Origin of the sequence: Ferrovibrio terrae, assembly GCF_943371255.1 — a bacterium.
GTDB classification, from domain to species: Bacteria; Pseudomonadota; Alphaproteobacteria; order Ferrovibrionales; family Ferrovibrionaceae; genus Ferrovibrio; species Ferrovibrio terrae_B.
Window position 1 is genome coordinate 48,344 of the sequence record NZ_CALRUC010000002.1, and the last position, 20,443, is coordinate 68,786.

19 protein-coding genes are annotated in these 20,443 nt (G+C 65.4%); 10 read left to right on the forward strand and 9 right to left on the reverse strand.

Going from position 1 to position 20,443, the window contains the following annotated elements:
• The first annotated feature begins 18 nt into the window (after positions 1-18).
• From hldE to AAG799_RS00980, 4 genes are read left to right on the forward strand one after another with little or no spacing between them, the layout of a single operon-like run.
• On the forward strand, positions 19-1,473 hold the full coding sequence (hldE, locus tag AAG799_RS00965; protein WP_341893909.1) for a bifunctional D-glycero-beta-D-manno-heptose-7-phosphate kinase/D-glycero-beta-D-manno-heptose 1-phosphate adenylyltransferase HldE: 1,455 nt from the start codon (positions 19-21) through the stop codon (positions 1,471-1,473).
• Positions 1,474-1,477: 4 nt separating this feature from the next.
• Positions 1,478-2,638, forward strand: a complete 1,161-nt coding sequence (locus AAG799_RS00970) for an FAD-dependent oxidoreductase (RefSeq protein WP_341893910.1) — start codon at positions 1,478-1,480, stop codon at positions 2,636-2,638.
• The gene (locus AAG799_RS00975) at positions 2,629-3,393 is read left to right on the forward strand and encodes an aldo/keto reductase (protein ID WP_341893911.1); all 765 of its coding nucleotides are present in this window, start codon (positions 2,629-2,631) and stop codon (positions 3,391-3,393) included. Before AAG799_RS00970 ends, AAG799_RS00975 begins: the two co-directional genes overlap by 10 nt.
• Positions 3,390-3,836 carry a hypothetical protein gene (locus AAG799_RS00980; RefSeq protein ID WP_341893912.1) on the forward strand — a complete coding sequence of 149 codons (447 nt, stop codon included), beginning with the start codon at positions 3,390-3,392 and terminating at the stop codon, positions 3,834-3,836. The genes AAG799_RS00975 and AAG799_RS00980 overlap by 4 nt, the downstream gene beginning before the upstream one ends.
• A gap of 32 nt (positions 3,837-3,868) precedes the next feature.
• Here the strand turns inward: AAG799_RS00980 and AAG799_RS00985 are convergent, their stop codons facing one another.
• Genes AAG799_RS00985 through AAG799_RS00995 form a run of 3 tightly spaced genes read right to left on the reverse strand, consistent with a single transcriptional unit; the run spans position 3,869 to position 8,071 of the window.
• Positions 3,869-4,363 carry a hypothetical protein gene (locus AAG799_RS00985; RefSeq protein WP_341893913.1) on the reverse strand — a complete coding sequence of 165 codons (495 nt, stop codon included), beginning with the start codon at positions 4,361-4,363 and terminating at the stop codon, positions 3,869-3,871.
• Positions 4,341-5,948, reverse strand: a complete 1,608-nt coding sequence (locus tag AAG799_RS00990) for a peptide chain release factor 3 (RefSeq protein ID WP_341893914.1) — start codon at positions 5,946-5,948, stop codon at positions 4,341-4,343. The genes AAG799_RS00985 and AAG799_RS00990 overlap by 23 nt, the downstream gene beginning before the upstream one ends.
• 38 nt (positions 5,949-5,986) lie before the next feature.
• Positions 5,987-8,071, reverse strand: a complete 2,085-nt coding sequence (locus tag AAG799_RS00995) for a 3-hydroxyacyl-CoA dehydrogenase NAD-binding domain-containing protein (RefSeq protein ID WP_341893915.1) — start codon at positions 8,069-8,071, stop codon at positions 5,987-5,989.
• 106 nt (positions 8,072-8,177) lie between these two features.
• On the opposite strand from AAG799_RS00995, the gene AAG799_RS01000 reads away from it, so the two are divergent.
• On the forward strand, positions 8,178-9,068 hold the full coding sequence (locus tag AAG799_RS01000) for a hypothetical protein (protein WP_341893916.1): 891 nt from the start codon (positions 8,178-8,180) through the stop codon (positions 9,066-9,068).
• A gap of 3 nt (positions 9,069-9,071) precedes the next feature.
• On the opposite strand, the gene AAG799_RS01005 is transcribed toward AAG799_RS01000, so the two are convergent.
• From AAG799_RS01005 to AAG799_RS01015, 3 genes are read right to left on the reverse strand one after another with little or no spacing between them, the layout of a single operon-like run.
• Positions 9,072-10,286: an MFS transporter gene (locus AAG799_RS01005; protein WP_341893917.1), complete on the reverse strand. Its 1,215-nt coding sequence runs from the start codon at positions 10,284-10,286 to the stop codon at positions 9,072-9,074.
• Positions 10,283-10,930: a glutathione S-transferase family protein gene (locus AAG799_RS01010; protein ID WP_341893918.1), complete on the reverse strand. Its 648-nt coding sequence runs from the start codon at positions 10,928-10,930 to the stop codon at positions 10,283-10,285. The genes AAG799_RS01005 and AAG799_RS01010 overlap by 4 nt, the downstream gene beginning before the upstream one ends.
• Before the next feature lies 1 nt (position 10,931).
• Positions 10,932-12,224 carry a ferredoxin-NADP reductase gene (locus AAG799_RS01015; protein WP_341893919.1) on the reverse strand — a complete coding sequence of 431 codons (1,293 nt, stop codon included), beginning with the start codon at positions 12,222-12,224 and terminating at the stop codon, positions 10,932-10,934.
• Positions 12,225-12,328: 104 nt separating this feature from the next.
• Here AAG799_RS01015 and AAG799_RS01020 point away from each other — a divergent pair, with 104 nt between their 5' ends.
• The 5 genes from AAG799_RS01020 (at position 12,329) to AAG799_RS01040 (ending at position 15,404) form a co-directional block, all read left to right on the forward strand.
• On the forward strand, positions 12,329-13,117 hold the full coding sequence (locus AAG799_RS01020) for an N-formylglutamate amidohydrolase (RefSeq protein ID WP_341893920.1): 789 nt from the start codon (positions 12,329-12,331) through the stop codon (positions 13,115-13,117).
• Positions 13,118-13,120: 3 nt separating this feature from the next.
• Positions 13,121-14,257, forward strand: coding sequence for a carboxylate-amine ligase (locus AAG799_RS01025; RefSeq protein ID WP_341893921.1), 1,137 nt, complete (start codon positions 13,121-13,123; stop codon positions 14,255-14,257).
• A gap of 9 nt (positions 14,258-14,266) precedes the next feature.
• Positions 14,267-14,581, forward strand: coding sequence for a DUF1244 domain-containing protein (locus AAG799_RS01030; protein WP_341893922.1), 315 nt, complete (start codon positions 14,267-14,269; stop codon positions 14,579-14,581).
• Between the two features lie 131 nt (positions 14,582-14,712).
• Complete coding sequence (locus tag AAG799_RS01035) at positions 14,713-14,997, forward strand: DUF2312 domain-containing protein (RefSeq protein WP_341893923.1); 285 nt, start codon at positions 14,713-14,715, stop codon at positions 14,995-14,997.
• Between the two features lie 2 nt (positions 14,998-14,999).
• On the forward strand, positions 15,000-15,404 hold the full coding sequence (locus AAG799_RS01040; protein WP_341893924.1) for a hypothetical protein: 405 nt from the start codon (positions 15,000-15,002) through the stop codon (positions 15,402-15,404).
• Between the two features lie 9 nt (positions 15,405-15,413).
• Here the strand turns inward: AAG799_RS01040 and AAG799_RS01045 are convergent, their stop codons facing one another.
• The 3 genes from AAG799_RS01045 to AAG799_RS01055 form a co-directional block, all read right to left on the reverse strand.
• Positions 15,414-15,902 (reverse strand): GNAT family N-acetyltransferase, encoded by a 489-nt coding sequence (locus AAG799_RS01045; protein ID WP_341893925.1) that lies wholly within the window; start codon positions 15,900-15,902, stop codon positions 15,414-15,416.
• A gap of 40 nt (positions 15,903-15,942) precedes the next feature.
• Complete coding sequence (locus AAG799_RS01050; protein ID WP_341893926.1) at positions 15,943-16,791, reverse strand: alpha/beta fold hydrolase; 849 nt, start codon at positions 16,789-16,791, stop codon at positions 15,943-15,945.
• A 123-nt stretch (positions 16,792-16,914) separates the two neighbouring features.
• On the reverse strand, positions 16,915-20,409 hold the full coding sequence (locus AAG799_RS01055; protein WP_341893927.1) for an indolepyruvate ferredoxin oxidoreductase family protein: 3,495 nt from the start codon (positions 20,407-20,409) through the stop codon (positions 16,915-16,917).
• Positions 20,410-20,443: the final 34 nt, after the last annotated feature.

The window sequence follows — 20,443 nt, forward strand, 5'->3', positions numbered from 1 at the left end:
GCCGGTGTATCGAAAGCCATGTCCGATTTCGCCGCCGATCCTGCCGATTTCGCTGCTGCCCGCGTGCTGGTGGTGGGCGATGTGATGCTCGACCGCTTCGTCTATGGCGGCGTCGAGCGCATCTCGCCGGAAGCACCGATTCCGGTGATGCAGATCGAGCGCGAGATCGCCATGCCCGGCGGCGCCGGCAACGTGGCGCGCAACCTGGCGGCGCTGGGCGCCCGGGTCGCCCTGTTCGGCCTGGTCGGCGATGACGTGGCGGCCGACCAGCTGAACGAGGTGCTGGCGCTGGAGCCCGGCATCGAGGCGCAGCTGGTGGTCGACGAGACCTGGCACACCATCGAGAAGACCCGTTTCATCGGCAGCCGGCAGCAACTGCTGCGCGTCGATCGCGAAAGCCGCGGCAAGCCTTCCGACGATGCCGTCGATGCCCTGATCAAGGCTGCGCTTGAGGCGCTGGCCGACAATGCCGTTCTGGTGCTGTCGGATTACGCCAAGGGCGCCGTCAGCGACCGCGTGATCGCCAAGCTGATCAAGGCCGCCACCAAGGCCGGCAAGCCTGTGCTGGTGGACCCCAAGGGCAGCGATTATCGCCGCTATAAGGGCGCCACGCTGGTGACGCCCAATCGCGCCGAAGCCGCGTTGGCAACCGGAGAAAGCTGCGCCGATGATGCCAGCGCCGTTGCCGCCGCCCGCAAGCTGGTGACCGAGGCCGGCATCGCCAATGTGCTGGTCACGCGTGGCGCGGCCGGCATGACGCTGGTGCAGGGGCAGGAGCCGCCGCTGCATTTACAGGCCGAGGCGCGCGAAGTCTTTGATGTATCCGGCGCGGGCGATACCGTGGTGGCAACGATTGCCGCCGCCCTGGCCGTCGGCCGTTCGCTGCCGCAGGCGGCGCGGCTCGCCAATGCCGCCGCCGGCATTGTCGTCGCCAAGATCGGCACCGCCGTGGTGCATCCCGCTGAGCTGCGCCTTGCCCTGCATATGCCTGATCCGCATGGCATCGAGATCAAGATCGCTGCGCCGCAGCAGGCAGTCGAACGCGTGGCCCTGTGGCGCAGCCGCGGCGAACGCGTCGGTTTCACCAATGGCGTGTTCGACCTGCTGCATCCGGGCCATCTGGCGCTGCTGTCGGAAGTGCGCGCGCAATGCGACCGGCTGATCGTTGCGATCAATTCCGATGCCTCGGTGAAGAAACTGAAGGGTGACGCCCGTCCGGTGCAGGATGAACGCCATCGCGCCCAGGTTCTGGCGGCGCTGAGCCTGGTGGATATGGTAATCGTGTTTGCCGATGATACGCCGATCCCGCTGCTGGGCCTGCTGAAGCCCGACCTTCTGGTCAAGGGCGGCGACTATTCGGTGGATCAGGTGGTGGGTGCCGATGTGGTGCGTGCCTATGGCGGCGAGGTAAAGGTCTCACGCCATGTCGCCGGCCAGAGCACCACGGCAACCATCAAGAAGCTGCAAAGCTGAAGCCATGACCAGCCAGCCTGATGTCGACGTCGCGATCCTCGGCGGCGGCATTGCCGGCCTCTGGCTGCTGGCGCGTCTCAGGCGCGCCGGTTACAGCGCCCTGCTGCTGGAAAATCATGCACTCGGCGCCGGCCAGACGCTTGCCTCGCAGGGCATCATCCATGGCGGCCTGAAATACGCCATCGACCTCAAGCTGAATGCCGACAGTGCCGCACTGGCCGACATGCCGGCACGCTGGCGCGCCTGTCTGGATGGCAGTGGCGAGATCGACCTGCGCGCGGCCAAACTGGCCGCCGAGCGGCATCTGTTCTGGGCGCGCCGCACGCTGACCAGCCGCATCGCCGGATTCTTCGGCAGCAAGCTGGTGCGTGGCCGGGTCGATGCGCTGGCGCAAAACCAGTGGCCAGCAGTGCTGCAGGATGCCGATCATGTCGGTGCAGTCTACGCGCTGGATGAATGCGTGCTCGATGTGCCCGCGCTGCTGGCCGCGCTGGCGGCACTGGGCGAGGGCTGCATCAAGGCCGGGCAGGCAACGATTGCGCCGCAGGACAATCATGTGGCGCTGCAGGTCGCTGGCCGCCGCATCACCGCCGGCACACTGGTCTCCACCGCCGGCGCCGGCAACGAGGCGCTGCTGCCACAGCTCGGCCTGCCGCCGCAGTCGGCGCAGCGCCGGCCCCTGCAGATGCTGCTGGTCGATAACGCACCCGGTCTGCTCTGGGCCCATTGCTTCGACACCAGCGACAAGCCGCGCGTCACCATCACCACGCATAGGAAGAATGATGGCGCGCTGGTCTGGTATGTCGGCGGGCTGCTGGCGGAAAACGGCGTGGCCCAGAGCGAGGCAGACCTGATCGCCGCCGCCCGACAGGAATTCGCCACCCTGCTGCCGAAGCTCGATTTTTCGCGCAGCCGCTTCGCAGGTTTCCGCGTCGATCGCGCCGAGGGCGCCACCGATGACGGCCGCAAGCCGGAAGGTCCGGTGCTCAAGCGCGTCGGCAACATCATGCTGTCCTGGCCGACCAAGCTGGCGCTGGCGCCGCAACTGGCCGATCTGGTGCTGGCCGCCTTGCCGCCGGCGTCGGGCCGGGTGCAGCCGGCCTTCGGTGACTGGGCCGCGCCGCAGATTGCGCCGGCGCCCTGGGAGGTTGCGACATGGAGATGAGATCGCTTGGCGCGACCGGCATCCAGGTCAGCCTGCTCGGGCTTGGCACGGTGAAGCTCGGCCGCAATGAAGGCGTGAAATATCCGCAGGGCTTCGACCTGCCCGATGATGCGGCGGTGACGGCCCTGCTCGAAACCGCGCGCGAGCTTGGCATCAATCTGGTCGACACCGCGCCAGCCTATGGCCTGAGCGAACAGCGGCTCGGCCAGTTGCTGCCCGGCCCGCGCAGCGACTGGGTGATCGTCAGCAAGGCCGGCGAATATTTCGAACAGGGCGCCTCGCGGTTTGATTTCTCAGCCTCGGCCATCCGCGCTTCGGTGGAAAACAGCCTGCGGCTCCTGCGCACCGATTACCTCGATGCCGTGCTGCTGCATTCCGATGGCATCGACGAGGCCGGCGAGCGCTTCCTGCCGGCGGCCGAGATGCTGGCTGGGCTGAAGGCCAGGGGCCTGATCCGGGCTGGCGGCTTTTCCGGCAAGACCGTGGCCGGCGGCAACAGGATGCTGCCTCACATCGATATCCTGATGGCAACCTATAACCCGGGCTATACCGCCGAAGTGCCGCTGATCGCCGCCGCTGCCGGGCAGGGCAAAGGCGTGCTGGTGAAAAAGGCACTGGCCAGCGGCCATGCCGCCGACCCGGCCGCCGCGCTGAAGGCAGCCGCGACTTTGCCTGGTGTTTGCAGTATCGTGGTGGGCACGCTGTCGCCGGCGAATTTGCGCGCCAATGCTGCAGCCGTGGGGAGCCTAGCGTGAGCGATACAGACCAGCCGTCACAGCAGGATATGGCCGCCGCCGCCGAAGGGGAGTTCCTGGCCTTTGGCTGGGAGGCCGCGCAGATCGAGTTGCCCGGTGCCGAACCCGGTGCGCCGCCGCGGGCGGGGTTCCGGCATGGCGATTTCGCCGCCATCGCCCTGCAGACCGGCTGGCTGGTGATCGCGCTGCCGGCCAGGCTTGTGCTCGGCACACTGCCATCAGCCTCGGCGGTGCGGCGTTTCGTGTCGAAATGCGTCAGCTTCCCGGCCCATCCCAATGGCGCTATCATCGGCGCCGCGCGTCAGGCCATGCTGCAGGCGGTGGAAGAGGAACTGAGCCTGGCACGCCAGGCGGCCGATCTGCTCGAAGCCAAGATCGAAGACCTGATGGGCAGCATCGACGATATCCGCGCCAAGTCGATCCTATTCGGCCGCGACGATTAAGATCGCGCCGCGCCTGCTCAGGAACGCCGTGCCTATGAACGGGGCGGCGGCCGCAGTGGCACTTCCTGCAGCGAGCGCACATAAACGCCCACCACCTGCGGCCCCTGCAGCTGGCGATTGATCTGGTAGACCAGGCGGCGCTTCAGCTGCTCGATATCCTGGTCAAACAGCCGGCCGTCTTTTCCCAGCGGTTCGCGGTTCAGCTCGATGATGATGGCGTTGTAGACGCGCGGCATCAGGTCATCGACCTTGCGCGCATTCTCCACCGAGCCGCAGTCGACATTGAGCGTCATGATGACCTTGGAACCCGGCGGGCCGGCAATCGGCGCCGTCACCGCATCGACCACCAGGATCGGGTTGTTGATCGGCGGCTTCTCGACCGGGGTATCGCTTTTCTTCTTCTTCTCTTTTTCCTGCGCATACGCGGCCACAGGCAGCAACAGGCTGCCGGCGGCCAGCAGGCCGAGCAGGCGGCGCCTCGGCAGCGAGGGTCGGTCGAGAGGGTTAATGGCGTTCCCGCGTGGCATGGAAACGGATCTTATCCCATTTTTTCTCGATATAGGAGAGTTCCCATGTGTTGCGGGCCATGAAGACCGGATTGCCCTCGCGGTCGTCGGCGATGGTGCCCCGGTTCTGCTCCACGAACAGGTCGAGATCGCGCTTGTCCTCGGCATCGACCCAGCGGGCGGTCTCGTAGGGCGCCTGCTCGAACCCGACCTCAAGGTTGTATTCCTCGCCCAGTCGGGCGGCGAGCACATCAAGCTGCAGCGGCCCGACCAGGCCGACGATCCAGTCGGCGCCGATCCGCGGACGGAACACCTGGGTGACGCCCTCTTCGGCCAGATCCTCCAGCGCGCGCTGCAGGTGCTTGGCCTTCATCGGATCGCCCAGCCGCACGCGGCGCAGGATTTCCGGCGCGAAGTTGGGAATGCCGGTGAAGCGCAGGTCTTCGCTCTCGGTCAGCGTATCGCCGACGCGCAGCACGCCGTGATTGGGAATGCCGATGATGTCGCCGGGCCAGGCTTCGTCGGCCAGCGAGCGGTCGCGGGCAAAGAACAGCGTCGGGTTGCTCACCGTAATCGGCTTGCCGGTGCTGACCTGCTTCAGCTTCATGCCGCGCTTGAAATGGCCCGAGCACAGCCGCAGGAAGGCAATGCGATCGCGATGGTTCTTGTCCATGTTGGCCTGGACCTTGAACACGAAACCGGTGACGGCCTTTTCGGTCGGCTGGATCACGCGCTTATCGGTCGGCTGCGGGCGCGGCGAGGGCGCGAATTCGCCCAGGCCCTTCAGCAGTTCGTCGACGCCGAAATTCTTCAGCGCCGAGCCGAAATACACCGGCGTCATATGGCCCTGGCGATAGGCTTCGGGATCGAAGGGCGGGCAGGCGCCCTCGATCAGCGCGATATCTTCCAGAAGCTTGGCGCGCTGTGCCTCGGGCACGTATTCGGCCACGCGCGGATCGTCCAGGCTGTCGAGGATGATGACCTCGGGTTCGAGATTCTTGTTTTCCTTGCCGACCAGCAGCAGGCGCTTGCCGAACAGGTCGTAGCAGCCACGGAAATCATGGCCCATACCGATCGGCCAGTTCGCCGGCACGCATTCCAGCGCCAGCGTGGAGGCGACTTCGTCCAGCAGCGCGAACGGGTCCTGCGACTCGCGATCGATCTTGTTCACAAAAGTGGCGATCGGCACGTCGCGCAGGCGGCAGACCTCGAACAGCTTGCGCGTCTGGGTTTCGATGCCCTTGGCGGCATCGAGCACCATGACCGCGCTGTCGACGGCGGTCAGCGTGCGGTAGGTATCCTCGCTGAAGTCTTCATGGCCCGGCGTGTCCAGCAGGTTGAAGGTCCAGCCCTGGTATTCGAAATTCATCACCGAGGTGGAGACCGAAATGCCGCGCTGCTGTTCGATCTTCAGGAAGTCAGACCGCGCGCGGCGGTTCTCGCCACGTGCCTTCACGGCGCCGGCCAGATGGATGGCGCCGCCGAACAGCAGCAGCTTTTCGGTCAGGGTCGTCTTGCCCGCGTCAGGATGCGCGATGATGGCAAAGGTGCGCCGGGCGCCGATGGGGTCGGCGCCCGGAATGGAAACGGCAGCGGGTTCGGACATCGTACTCTAACGCACCCTCTGAAAAGGAATTCGGGCCTTCAGCGGCCGCTCCACCCCTTGCCGGCCTCGGCCCGTTCGACCAGCAGCTTGGCCGGTTCCCAGAACTTGCCGTGGATCTTGTGGAAGCCGCGGATCGTGGCGAGCACCTTGTCGAGGCCGATCTGTTCGGCCCAGAACATCGGCCCGCCCCGATAAACGGGGAAGCCATAGCCGAAAAGGTAGGTGATGTCGATATCGCCCGACCGGATGGCGATGCCTTCCTCCAGGATCTTGGCGCCCTCGTTGACCAGCGGATACATGCAGCGCTGGACGATTTCCTCGTCGGAAATCTCCCGCCGTTCAATACCTTGCTCCCTGGATGCGGCCAGGATGATGTCCTTGACCACCGGATCGGGCACCGCATCGCGGCCCTCATACTTGTAGAAACCGGCACCAGTCTTCTGGCCGAAGCGGCCCAGTTCGCACAGCTGGTCGGCCACCTTGGAATAGCGCTCGTCCTTGGGGCGCAGATGCGCCTTGCCCTTGCGGATGCGCCAGCCGACATCCAGGCCGGCGAGATCGCTCATCCTGAACGGCCCCATGGCGAGGCCGAAGTCTTCCAGCGCGCGGTCGATCTGCTCAGGGCTGCAGCCTTCTTCGAGCAGGAAATTCGCCTCGCGTAAGTACCCATGCAGCATGCGGTTGCCGATGAAGCCATCGCAGTTTCCGGCCAGCACCGCCACCTTCTTCAGCGTCTTGCCCATCGCCATCACGGTAGCGATGGTCTCGGGTGAGGATTTGGCGCCGCGCACGTTTTCCAGCAGCTTCATCACATTCGCCGGGCTGAAGAAATGCGTGCCGATCACATCCTGCGGCCGCTTGGTGCTGGCCGCGATCTCGTCGATATCCAGCGTCGAGGTGTTGGTGGCGAGGATGGCACCCTGTTTCATCACCTTGTCGAGCTTGCCGAACACCTCTTTCTTGACACCCATCTCCTCGAACACGGCTTCCACCACGATATCGGCGTCGCCGATATCCTCAAAGCGCTGGGTGCCGGTGATCAGCTTCATCGCCCGGTCCATCGCCTCCTGCTTCATGCTGCCGCGTGCCACGGATGTGGCATAGTTCTTCTCGATCACGCCAAGGCCGCGGCTGAGGGCTTCCTGCGACACGTCCAGCAGCTTCACCGCGATACCGGCATTGGCGAAATTCATCGCGATGCCGCCACCCATGGTGCCGGCGCCCAGCACGGCAGCCGATTTGATCGGCTTGGCCTGCACATCCTCGGGCAGGCCGGGAATCTTGGCCGCCTCGCGTTCGGCGAAGAAGGCATGGATCTGCGCCGCGCGCTGCGGACTGCCCATGCATTCGAAGAAGTATTCGCGCTCTTTCAGTAGGCCTTCATCCATCGGCAGCTTGGTGGCGACCTCTACTGCATCGATGCAGCGCCACGGGCCGAGGAAGCCCCTGGCCTTGCGCTCGATACTCTTGCGGTAGTCGCTGAACACGGCAGGGTCGACATTGCTGACCTTGTCGTTCATGTCGCGCACCAGCCGCAGCGGGCGCTGCTCGGCCACCACCCGTCTGGCATAGGCGAGTGCGCCCTCCAGCAGATCGCCGGTCACGATTTCGTCAATCGCGCCAAGCTCGGCGGCCTTCTTCGCCGGGATCGGATTGCCGGAAACAATCATGTCGAGCGCCAGCTTCGGGCCAATCAGGCGCGGCAGGCGCTGGGTGCCGCCGGACCCGGGCAGCAGGCCAAGCTTCACCTCCGGCAGGCCGACCTGGCCGCTCTCCAGCGCTACACGCCAGTGGCAGGTCAGCGCCACTTCGAAACCGCCGCCCAGCGCCGTGCCATGCAGGGCAGCCACCACCGGCTTGGTCATCGCCTCGATGCGCTTCAGCACATCCGGCAGATAGGGCTGCAGCGGGGTCTTGCCGAATTCCTTGATATCGGCACCGGCAATGAAGGTGCGGCCACCGCCAATGATCACCGCGGCACTGACGCCGGCATCGGCGTCGGCCTTGTCCAGCCCGGCAATGATACCGGCCCGTACACCCTGGCTCAGCGCGTTGACGGGGGGATTCTCGATAGTGAGGATGGCGATGCCGTCTTTGACGGCATAGGCAACGGGTTCGGTCACGTTTCTCTCCGGTGTCTTCTCGATTGTCGGACAATCGGTTATAGCCGAGGCATTCAGCCCGGGCAAAAGCCTTGGCCTGCCGCTACGTCAGCGCTAAGTGTTTGTGATGGCCACCTTTTTGGAATATCGCGCGCAGGACTGGGATAATCGCCGCCTTTGGCTGGGCGTTGCGATGTCGCTGCTGCTGCATGGCCTGATCGTGCTGCTGCTGCTGGTCGAACCCTGGACCTGGCGAATCCAGCCCGAGCCGCCGCCGATCCTGGCCGAATTCGTGATGCCGGAGCCGCCCAAACCGACCCCGACCCCGGCACCACCCCCGGCACCGCAGCCGGCTCCGACCCAGGCGCAGGCCCCGCCGGCACAGCAGCAGACGATGACGCCTGAGCCATCCCGCCCGGTACCGCCGCCCAGCATCCCGCAATTGCAGCGCGCGCCGGTTACCGAGGCACCATCGAAGGCACCGCCCAGCGCCGGCGAACGTGCCCGGCCGCAGGCCGCCGAAAAGCCGCAGCCGGCACCGGTACCCGATCGCGCCGGCCCCTCGACCGTGACTGCGCCGCCGGCGCAGCGCCAGCAGCAGTCACCGCCGCGTCCCACCGGCAACCGCGACGCTGGCGCGCCGGGTGCTGCGGGTGCGACCGGCGAAACCATGACGCAGTCGGAAAGCGATTACTTCCTCAGCCAGGTGGTCAGCGCCTGGGTGATCGATTTCGACGCGCCGCAGTTTGCCGATATCCGGATTTTCGGCCGCTATCGCGTGCTGCCCAATGGCATGCTGGCGCCGCCATTTGGCAAGAACGATCCGTGGGACATGCGGGCGATGGTGGAGAACTGGGACCAGATCGCCGTTGACCGCCGGCCGCAGGCCGCTGCCTTCCGCACGGCAATCGAAACTTTCCTGCGTGCCATGCGGCTGGCGCAGCCGATGCGCATGCCGCCCAATCCGGAAGGCTACCCCAAGGTGCTGGAACTGAATTTCCGTATTGGCGATCTGTAAGCGTCAGCGCGCCGGAATGCCACGACGCGCGATCACCATGCACAGCGCGCCGATCAGGGTGACGAAGGCCATCAGCAGATAGCCGTCGGCATAGCTCAGGCCCAGCTCGTCATGCATCAAGGCGAAGCTGGATGGGCCGATCACCACGCCGGCAAAGGTGATGCTCAGCGTGGCGCCGGTGGCCAGGCCGATGCTTTGCGGCGGTGCCTGGCGCGCGATCACCGCCATGAACACACCGTTCCAGCCAATGGCGCAGAATCCGAACAGCATCACGGTGGCACCGGTCAGGCTGAGTGGCCAGTTGGTATCGATCAATGCCGTGAGAATGGCGGCCAGCATCGCCACCACGCCGTTCAGGATCAGCACCTTCGATCCCGATTTCAGGCGGTCGGCGAGCCAGCCCCAGGCGAGACGGCCGAACGCGCCGGCGGTCTGTGCCAGCGCCAGCATCGTGCCGGCCAGCACCAGATGCAGTCCGACTTCGGTGACCAGATAGGTGACCAGCAGGCCGGTCAGGCTGAGCTGCACGGCGGAATAGGCAAACGAACACAGGGCCAGCCAGCGCAGGATCGGATGCCGCCACACCACGCGCAGGCCTGCCAGCGGCGAGAGCAGCAGCGGCGCATCAGGCAGCCGGTCGATATCCCATGACCGCCGTGCCCGCTGCAGCAGCAGGCTGAGGCCAAAGCCGAGCAGGGCACAGAAGGCCAGTCCGATCTGCCAGTTGAGTGCCAGCGTGATCGGTGGAATCAGCAGGCCGGCCAGCATGCCGCCAATCGGCACGCCGCATTGCTTGATCGAAAAGATCAGGTTCATATGCGCGCCGCTGCGTGTGCGCGACAGCAGATGCGAGGCGGCCGGATTGGTGCAGCCATAGCCCAGGCCGATCACCAGGGCGCCCAGCACCAGGGCCTGCAGGGTGCCCCAGGCCGAGATCAGGCAGCCGAAAGCGGCGAGCCACAGTGCCATCTGGCTGGTGCGCCCGGCGCCGAGGCGACGCACAAAACCGCCGCCGATCAGCGATGTCACCACGGCACCGGCATAGACCAGGCTGACCTGATAGCCGGCCAGGCCGGGGCCGGTGCCCAGTTCGGCAGCGGCTTTCGGCGCCACGGCTGATAATGCCAGTGCGCATAATGTGGTGATCGACTGCGTACCGGTGGTGGCTGCCAGCACCGGCCAGACCGGCAGGGTCGGCGGGCTGGCCGGATCGCTCACTGCGTCGCCTGAAACTTCTGCTGATAGGACCGCCAACTGGCGCGGACTTCATCCAGCACCGGGGCTGCAGTCGGATGCGCCTTGATGCGTTGCCAGTAGGCGCTGAGCATCGGTCGCTTTTCCAGCAGGTTCTGACCGATCAGGCCGGGCAGCACTTCATCGACATAGAACAGCATGGGGCTTAGCGCGCAATCGGCCTGGCTGAACCGTGCCTCGGCGGCGCAGCCATCCTTTGCCACGTAGATGTCGAGGAATTTCAGCCCGCGCGCGAAAGCCGGGGTCAGGGCCTCGAGCGCCTCACGATTGCCCGGGTCGGTGAACAGCAGCACGAAGAAATCATGCAGCGGCGGTGCCAGATAAAGGTCGGACAGCCGCACCATCAGTGTGACGCGGGCGCGCGCTTCCGGCGTGTCGAGATACAGCGACGGGCCGCCCAGGACGGCATCGAGATAGCCGCAGATCACTTCCGATTCCGGCAGCAATGTGCCGTCATCCAGCAGCAACGCGGGAATCTTGCCGATGGGAGCCATGCTGCGGAAATCGGCACCGGGCTTCACCAGTTCGATCTGCGCACCGCCTTTGGCGCGCAACAGCATGCGCACACGGGCAGCGAAAGGCGAGCCATCGTTATTGTAGAGCTTCATGCTAGCGGTGCTTCCGCAGGTCTTCCCAGGCGGCCAGTTTGGCACGCGGGCTGCCCGGTGTCGCGGCGGTGGTTTCCGCCGCCTCGATGCGCTTCCAGCAGGTCCAGTCCATCACAGGCACGCCACGGCTTTGCAGCCAGGCATCCAGTGCCGCCGAACCTTCCTTGGCCGGTGTAGAGTCGGTGGCGTAATCGGCGAGCAGCAGATCGGCCACGGTCTTTGCCTCAGCGCGGTTGGTCGGGATGGTGCCCGAAGGCCCGCGCTTGGCCCAGCCCACCACATAAAGGCCCGGCGCGATGCGGCCATCGGTATTGGCGATCACGCCGCGCTCATCGCTCTGCGGCAGGTCGCCGTCGGCTGCCGTGCGATAGCCAATCGCGCTGATGACGGTGCCGACATCGAGCGTCGGACCGTTCTTGATCTGCAGGCCCTCGACGCGGCTGCTGCCGGTGATGGCTTCAGGGATGGCGTTAAACAGGAAATGCAGCCTGATCGGCTTGTCGTCCTCGCGCGCGGCGAATTCATGCAGGATCGACAGATTCTTTTCCTTCACCCGGGCCTCGTTCGGATCGAGGCCGGCCGGCAGTGCCGCAGGCAGATCGCTCTTCTGAACGATCGGGCGCAGGCGTTCCAGCCGGCCGAGTTCCGCCAGTTCGGCACTGGTGAAACTGGCCTCCACCGGGCCGCGCCGGCCGAGGATGTAAAGATCGGTCAGCGGTGCCGCCGCGATCATGTCTGCGGCATGGGCGGTCAGGTCGCTGCTTGCCATCTCTGCTTTGGTCTTGCCCAGCACGCGCACGATGTCGATGGCGACATTGCCCATGCCGATCACGGCCGCGCCGGGTTTGTCCAGCAGCGGTTCGAGCGCGCGGAAATCGGGATGGCCGTTATACCAGCCGACAAAGGCCATCGAGCCATAGCGGCCGGGCAGATCCTCGCCGGGAATGCCCAGCGGCCGGTCGGCATGGGCACCCAGCGCCAGCACCACGGCATCGTAATGGCTGCGCAGGTCGGCCAGCGGCAGGTCGGTGCCGACCTGGACATGGCCGAGGAAGCGCACATTGCCACCGGCGAACAGGCGGTCGAACTGCCGGGTCACCGCCTTGGTGCCCTGGTGGTCGGGGGCGACGCCGAACCGCACCAGCCCGTAGGGCGTCGGCAGGCGATCGAAGACATCGATTTTCAGCTCCGGCTTCTGGCGGAGCAGGGCATCGGCGCAGAACAGTCCGGAAGGACCGCTGCCAACAATGGCGATATGGTGCAGCACGGCTTCGTTTCGGTTATGATTGGTCAAAATGTCGCCGCAACCTTAGTGCAGCCTGCCTTGGTTATGCAAACCCGCCACCCCGATTTCCGCACCGGTTTCGCCGGCTGTTTCATATCCGAACCCGCCGATTCATGACCGAAGCCGCCGAACCCCCGAGTTTCCGTGTCCTCAATCCGCTGGGCCGCGCACCCGCGGTGCTGATCTGCGACCATGCCAGCCGCATCGTGCCGCCGGCCTTGCGCAATCTCGGCCTGCCTGACGACGAACTGCTGCGGCATATCGGCTGGGACCCCGGCACCGCGGCGATCACCGAGCAGCTGGCGCGCGCGCTGGATGCGCCGGCAGTGCTGTCGGGTGTGTCGCGGCTGGTGATCGACTGCAATCGCCGGCCCGATGATCCGACCCTGATCTGCGAGGTCAGCGACGGCACGGTGGTGCCCGGCAACCGCGACCTGGGCGAGGCGGAGCGCGAACGCCGCATGGCGCGCTATTTCCGCCCCTATCATGCCGCCATCGCCGACACGCTGGACACTGCGCGCCAGCGCAGCGCGCAGCCGGCCTTGCTCTCCATCCACAGCTTCACGCCGGCGTTGCGCGCCCGCGAGGAGCCGCGGCCCTGGCATATCGGCGTGGTCTGGGACCGCGACGGCCGGCTGGCCCAGCCGCTGCTGCAGGCCCTGCGCGACGAAGGCGACCTGCTGGTGGGCGATAACCTGCCCTATAGCGGTCGCGACCATTCCGGCTATTCGATCTTCGAGCACGGCCAGAACCGCGGCCTGCATCATGTGATGATCGAGGTGCGACAGGATCTGGTCGCCAGCGAGGCCGGGATCGCGGAATGGGCCGGACGGCTGGAACGCTGCTTCCGCCGCATGCTCACCGAGGCCGGCATTCTGGCCCCCAGCGTCAGCGCCGCGTGATGCATGGCTGAAGATTTCACCATCGGTATCGAGGAAGAGCATCTGCTGGTCGAGCGCGGCAGCGGCGTGCTGGCGGTCGAACCGCCGGCGGCTTTGCTGGAGGAATGCGAGGCGCTGGCCGGCGGCCAGATCAATCCCGAATTCCTCAAATGCCAGATCGAGATCGTCACCAAGGTCTGTCGCGACATGGGCGAGGCGCGTGCCGACCTGGTGCGCCTGCGTTCCGCCATTGCCGGGGTCGCGGCCAAGCACAATCTCGCGCCGATTGCGGCATCCACGCATCCGTTTGCCAAATGGAGCGAGCAGAAGCATACCGACCGCGCCCGTTACGATCGCCTGGCGCATGACCTGGCCGGCGTGGCGCGGCGGCTGATCATCTGCGGCCTGCATGTGCATGTCGGCATTGCCGATGAAGACCTGCGCATCGATCTGATGAACCAGGTCAGCTATTTCCTGCCGCATCTGCTGGCGTTGTCGGCCTCCTCGCCTTTCTGGCAGGGCGAGGAAACCGGCCTGCAATCCTATCGGCTGTCGGTGTTCGACAGTCTGCCGCGCACCGGATTGCCCGAGCGCCTGGAAACCTGGGGCGAATACCAGCGGCTGGTGAACCGCCTGATGCAGGCCGGGCTGATCGAGGATGCGACCAAGCTGTGGTGGGATATCCGCCCCTCGGCGCGCTATCCCACGCTGGAGCTGCGCATCACCGATGTCTGCACCCGGCTGGATGACGGCATCAGCATCGCCGCCCTGTTCCGCTGCCTGCTCGCGGCACTCCTGCGGCTGAAACAGAAGAACCAGCGCTGGCGCATCTATGCCAACACCCTGATCGACGAGAACCGCTGGCTGGCCCAGCGCTATGGTGTCGCCGGCAATCTGGTCGATTTCGGCAAGGGGCAGGCGATGCCCTATGGCGCACTGCTGGACGAACTGATCGACCTGGTGCGCGAGGAGGCCGTCGCGCTCGGCTGTCTGGCCGAGGTGGAGCGGGCGCGCGGCATTCTCCGCCGCGGCACATCGGCCCAGCGGCAGTTGCAAGTCTACCGCGATGCGCTACATGCTGGCATGGACAAAGCGGCGGCATTGCGCGCCGTGGTCGACTGGCTGATCGCAGAGACCGTGAATTTCCAGATCCCCGACTAGGAGGCAGAGATGGCCGACCCAATCGACGACAAGACGCAGACCGAACTCGAGGCCGCCGCTTTCCGCCGGTTGCTCGAGCATCTGCGCAGCCGCACCGATGTGCAGAATATCGACCTGATGAATCTGGCCGGCTTCTGCCGCAACTGCCTGTCGAACTGGTATCAGGATGCGGCGAAGGACAAGGGAATCGCCATCGAGAAGATGGCGGCGCGCGAGATCGTCTATGGCATGCCCTATGCCGACTGGCAGGCGAAATACCAGAAGGAAGCCTCGCCGGAGCAGCAGAAGGCCTTTGCCGAGTCGCAGAAAACCCACAAACACTAGATTTCCACAGCAGGCGCATTCCTGTGGATAACTGTGGGCGAGGGGAGCTTCGGGCATAGGCGCGCCGGCCGTGCTGGCTATAATCCGCGCCAACCCCAGTCTCTCATTCTGTTTTGCAAAGGTCGCCTCCCATGGCCAAACTCAAGTCCGGCAACTTCTCGACCGATCAGCTCAACCAGCTGGTTGCGCGCATCGAGCGTCTGGAAGAAGAGAAGAAGGCGCTGGCCGACGACATCAAGGAAGTCTATGCCGAGGCCAAGGCGCATGGCTTCGACGTGAAGATCCTTCGCCAGGTGATCCGTCTGCGCAAGATGGACAAGGCCGAGCTGGACGAGCAGGAGACGCTGCTGCAGGTCTATATGGATGCATTGGGCATGACCGACAGCCGCGGCGCCGACGAAGCGGCGGCGGAGTAAGCATGCGCAGCGGCCCTGCCGGCGGTATCGCAGGCCTGGCCGCATTGCTGCTCTGTGGTGTGGCAGCCATCAGTACGGCGGTTGCGCAGCCGCAACGCCCCGTCACCGATGACAGCCAGGCCTGTGTCACGGTTGCCAATCTCACCGAATACAACTGGCCGATCGGCGTCCGCCGCGAGGGCCGGGTCAACTCGACCCTGATCGCCAAGCCGCGCGAGGTGAACCGCTATTGCGCGCCCGACCGGCTCGGGCCGAACGAGTTCATCATCGTGCAGGTGAAATCCAGCTGGTTTCCGGTCGGCGAATGCCGTCTGAAGAATCGCGGCACCATGGAAATCTACCGCGAGAAAAGCACCGAGACCGACAGTGGCGAAGTCACCCGCGTGAAATGCTACGAGGGGCGCTAGCCCCGCAGCTCACGGGCGCAGCAGCGCCCAGCGCCAGATCGGGCCGTCGTCAGGGTCGTCCACCGCTTCCACCAGATCGAAGCCACGCTTGCGCAGGATCGTCGTCGAGGCGTTTTCCTCCGGAAGGGTATGCGCCAGCACGGCCTGGATCTCGTATTCGTTGAAGGCGATCTTCAGCAGCTCGCGCGCCATCACGCTGGCAACGCCCTGGCCTTCGTTCCCCGGAAAGGTGAAATAGGCGATCTCGATCAGACCCTGCACCGGCGGCGATTTGAAGCTGCAGATGCCGAGCAGGGCATTGTCGGCCTCGCGGAGCGCGAAATAGCTCAGCCAGGGATCGGTGGCACCGGTCTGCTCATAGAGATCGAGCGTGGCCGTCGCCACCTCGGCGGCGAGGTCCGCCACCGCGGCATGGTTCGGATGCTCGGCCAGGACCGCCGCCGGATTGGCGGACAGGCTTTCCAGATACGGCGTGTAGAGCGGTTTCAGCGTCAGCATGAATGCGGTTCTGGCTGATCCGCGCCCGCCCCGCAAGCCTTCATCGGCGTTTCAGCCAGTCCAGCACGGTGGGCAGCACCACCTGCGGCTTGCGCACCCAGCGGAAATGGTCGATGCCCTCGAAGCCCAGTGCTTTCGGGTCGAGATGATGGCGGGAGACTTCCGCCTTGGGGAAGCGCCGCACGATATCGTTCAGCGCATGCTTGGGTGCGAAGAAATCGCCCTGCAGCGAGATCGCCAGCACCGGCAGGGTCATGGTCGCCAGCACGGCATCGTGATCCACCTTGTGTGGCTTGCCGAAATAGAAGCGCCCGGTGCGCGCCTGCCGGCCCCAGTCGGCGATCACGCTGCGCGCCTCGCGGCCGGCGAATTTGAATGTCGCACCCGGGAAATGCCCCAGCAGTCTGGCGGCCAGCACCGCCGCCTGGCTGTAGGGCCAGAAGGGCAGCGGCCAGAGTTTCCAGTGTACCGAACTGACAGCGGTGAGGATCAGGCCGTCCAGCTGATCGGGATGATGCGCGGCATAGATGGCGCTGACCTGGCCGCCGAGCGAATGGCCGTAGAGATAGAAGGGCGTGCCGGGGAAACGCGCCTTCACGGCGGCAATCGCCTGCGGCCAGTCCTCGGTCAGCATGTCGTGATAGCCGAAATCGTAATCGCGTCCCGGCCGCCGGCCGCCGCTCTCTTCATGGCCGCGCAGCTCGGCGACGGCCACGTTATGCCCGGCTTCGCACAAAGCCGTGGCGAGCGGCGTGTAATAGCCCGCTTTCACCCCCATCGCCGGCTGGATCAGGATCGCCGGTGCGGCGGGATCGGCAGCGGGGTAGAGATGCAGCGCGAAGCTGGTGCCTTCACTGCGCTGTAAACGGATTGTTTCTGGCGTCGTCATGGCGCGATCAAGCCACGACACGCGCCGCCCTGCAATTACCAATCAGGTCGTAACGTCGCGGCATGCCGTTGCGGAAGTAAGACGTGGATGGCCGGGACAAGCCCGGCCATGACACGCGCTCCTTTACTCCGCCGCCGTCGCCAGCGGTGTCGGGCTGCGGAAGCTGGCCAGCAGCTTGGCTTCCTTGGCCTTGGCATCCTTCAGGTGCTTCACCTTCACATGGCCATAGCCGCGGATGTCTTCCGGGATCTTCGCCAGCTGCACGGCAAGGCCATGATTGTCCGGCGTCATCTTGGCGCAGAGTTCCTCGATCAGGGTGACGTAATCGGCGATCAGCTGGCGTTCGGTCTGCCGCTCATGGCTATAGCCGAACACATCCAGTTTCGTACCGCGCAGGCCCTTCAGCCTGGCGAGCAGCTTGAAGGCGCGCATCATCCAGGGGCCGAACTGCTGCTTCTGCGCGATGCCGGTTTCCGGATCGGGCGGGTTGAGCAGCGGCGGCGACAGATGGAAGGAGAGCGAGAAGTCGCCCTCGAACTGCGCATTCAGCTTCTTGAGGAATTCGCCATCGGTGTAGAGTCGGGCGACCTCGTATTCGTCCTTGTAGGCCATCAGCTTGTAGCCATAGCGTGCCACCGCTTCGGCAAAGCCGGTCATGCCCTTGGCCTTGGCGGCCTCGGCAATGCGGGCCTTGTCCACCAGCGCCTTGTAGCGCTGCGCGTAAGCCTCGTTCTGGTAAGCGACAAGGCGCGGCATGCGGTCGGCCAGCAGTTCGTCCACCGTCCGGGCAAACGCCTTGGGTTCCATCGCCATCACGGTGGGGCGGGCGATGTCATCCACCACCTTGGCATCCTGGGCATAGAGCCGGCCCCAGTTCAGCGCCCGCTTGTTGGCGTCGATCGCCGTACCGTTCAGCTCGATGGCCTGCAGCAGGGCATCGAGCGACACCGGCAGCAGGCCGCGCTGCACGGCATAGCCCAGCATGAACATGTTGGTGGCGATGGCATCGCCCATCAGCGCCGTGGCGATGCGGGTGGCCTCGACGAATTCCGACAGGTTCTCGCCGGCGGCATTGCGGATCGCCTGCGCCATCTGCTGGTCGTCCAGCACCAGGTTCGGATTGAGCTGGAAGGCCGCCGTGGGCGTCAGATGCGTGTTGATCAGCGCCCGTGTGGCGCCGCGCTGCATCTTTTCCAGTGCAGCGTCTCCTGCGGCCACCACCATGTCGCAGCCCAGCACCAGGTTGGCGCCGCCGGCCGCCACGCGCACGGCATGGATGTCCTCCGGCGTCTTGGCGATGCGAACATGGCTCAGCACGGCGCCGTTCTTCTGCGCCAGGCCGGTGAAATCCAGCACGCTGGTGCCATAGCCCTGGATATGCGCGGCCATGCCGAGAATCTGGCCAATCGTCACCACGCCGGTGCCGCCGATGCCGGTGATCAGGATGTTGTAGGGCTGGTCCAGCGGCGCCACTTCCGGCGTCTTCAGGTTGCCGAACAGGTCATCCGCCAGGCCATCGGGATTCTTCTTCACCTGCACCTTGGCACGCTTCACCTTGCCGCCATGCACGGTGACGAAGCTGGGGCAGAAGCCCTTCACGCAGGAGAAGTCCTTGTTGCAGGACGACTGGTTGATCTTGCGCTTGCGGCCCAGTTCGGTTTCCTGCGGCTCGACCGAGACGCAGTTGGATTTCACCGAACAGTCGCCGCAGCCCTCGCAGACCGCCTCGTTGATGAAGACGCGGCGATCCGGATCGGGGAAGGTGCCGCGCTTGCGGCGGCGGCGCTTTTCGGCGGCGCAGGTCTGGTCATAGACCAGCACGGTGCAGCCGGCGATGTCGCGCAGTTCCTTCTGCACGGCATCCAGTTCGTCGCGATTGTGGATCGTGGTGCCCGGCGCCCATTCGGTGCCGACCGGATATTTGTCAGGCTCGTCGGTCACCACGGCGATGCGGCGCACGCCCTCGCCATAAACCTGGAGCGTAATCTGCGGCGGGGTCAGCTGGCCGTCATGCGGCTGGCCGCCGGTCATCGCCACCGCGTCGTTGAACAGGATCTTGTAGGTGATGTTCACCTTGGCGGCGACACTGGCGCGCAGCGCCAGCAGACCGGAATGGAAATAGGTGCCATCGCCCAGATTGGCGAAGATATGGTTTTCCTCGGTGAACGGCGCCTGGCCGATCCACGGCGTGCCTTCGCCGCCCATCTGCGTAAACGTTGCGGTCGACCGGTCCATCCACAGCGACATGAAGTGGCAGCCGATGCCGGCCACTGCGCGGCTGCCTTCGGGCACGCGGGTCGAGGTGTTGTGCGGGCAGCCCGAGCAGAAATACGGCGTGCGCTGGGTCTTGCCGATGCTGCTGGCAGCCGACTCGCGCTCCTTCTGCTCGATGAAGGCAATGCGCTCCTCGATGCGGGCATTGGTGCCATAGCGCTTGAGCCAAGTATACAGCGCCTTGGCGACGATGGCGGGCGAGATTTCCCCCGCCGACGGCAGCAGCCAGTTGCCTTGCGCATCGAACTTGCCGATCACGCGCGGCCGCACATCCTCGCGCCAGTTATACAGCTGCTCTTTCAGCTGGTTCTCGATGATCGCACGCTTTTCCTCGACGACGATCACTTCTTCAAGGCCTTCGGCGAAATGCCGCGCGCCTTCGCGCTCCAGCGGCCACACCATGCCCACCTTGTAGAGGCGGATGCCCATATCGGCGGCCATTTCCTCGCTGATGCCGAGGTCTTCCATCGCCTGGCGCACATCGAGATACGACTTGCCGGTGGTGATGATGCCCAGCCGCGGGCGCGGGCTGTCGATCACCACGCGGTCGATCTTGTTGGCGCGGGCAAAGGCCAGAGCGGCATAGGCCTTGTGCCGCTGCACGCGATCTTCCTGTTCCAGGATGGCATCGGGCCAGCGGATGTTCAGCCCGCCGGGCGGCATCTGGAAATCGGTGGGATAGGCGATCTGCAGGCGGTCAGGATCGATCGACACGCTGGCCGAGCTTTCCACCGTCTCGGTCTGGCACTTGAAACCGACCCAGACGCCGGCATAGCGCGACATCGCCCAGCCCAGCAGGCCGTAATCGATGAATTCCTGCACATTGGCCGGATGCAGCATCGGCATCATCGCGGCCATCATCATATGTTCGGACTGATGCGCCACGGTGGAGGAGGCGGCGCCATGATCGTCGCCGCACAGCGCCAGCACACCGCCATGCGGCGAGGTGCCGGCGGCATTGGCATGCTTGAACACGTCCATCGAGCGGTCGACGCCGGGGCCCTTGCCATACCAGATCGAGAAGATGCCGTCGTATTTCGCCTTGGGGAACAGGTTGAGCTGCTGGCTGCCCCAGACGGCGGTGGCGGCCAGATCCTCGTTCACGCCGGGCTGGAACTCGATATGGTTCGCTTTAAGGAACTTGCGGGCTTTCCAGAGCTGCTGGTCGAACAGGCCGAGCGGCGAGCCGCGATAGCCGGAGATGAAGGAGGCGGTGTTGAGCCCGGCGGCCAGATCGCGCTTTCGCTGCAGCATCGGCAGGCGCACGAGCGCCTGGGTGCCGGTCAGGAAAACCCGGCCGCGCTCGAGGGTGTACTTGTCGTCCAGCGTTACATTCGCCAGCATCCGGTGCTCCTCCCGCTACCGTAGTCGCCGATCC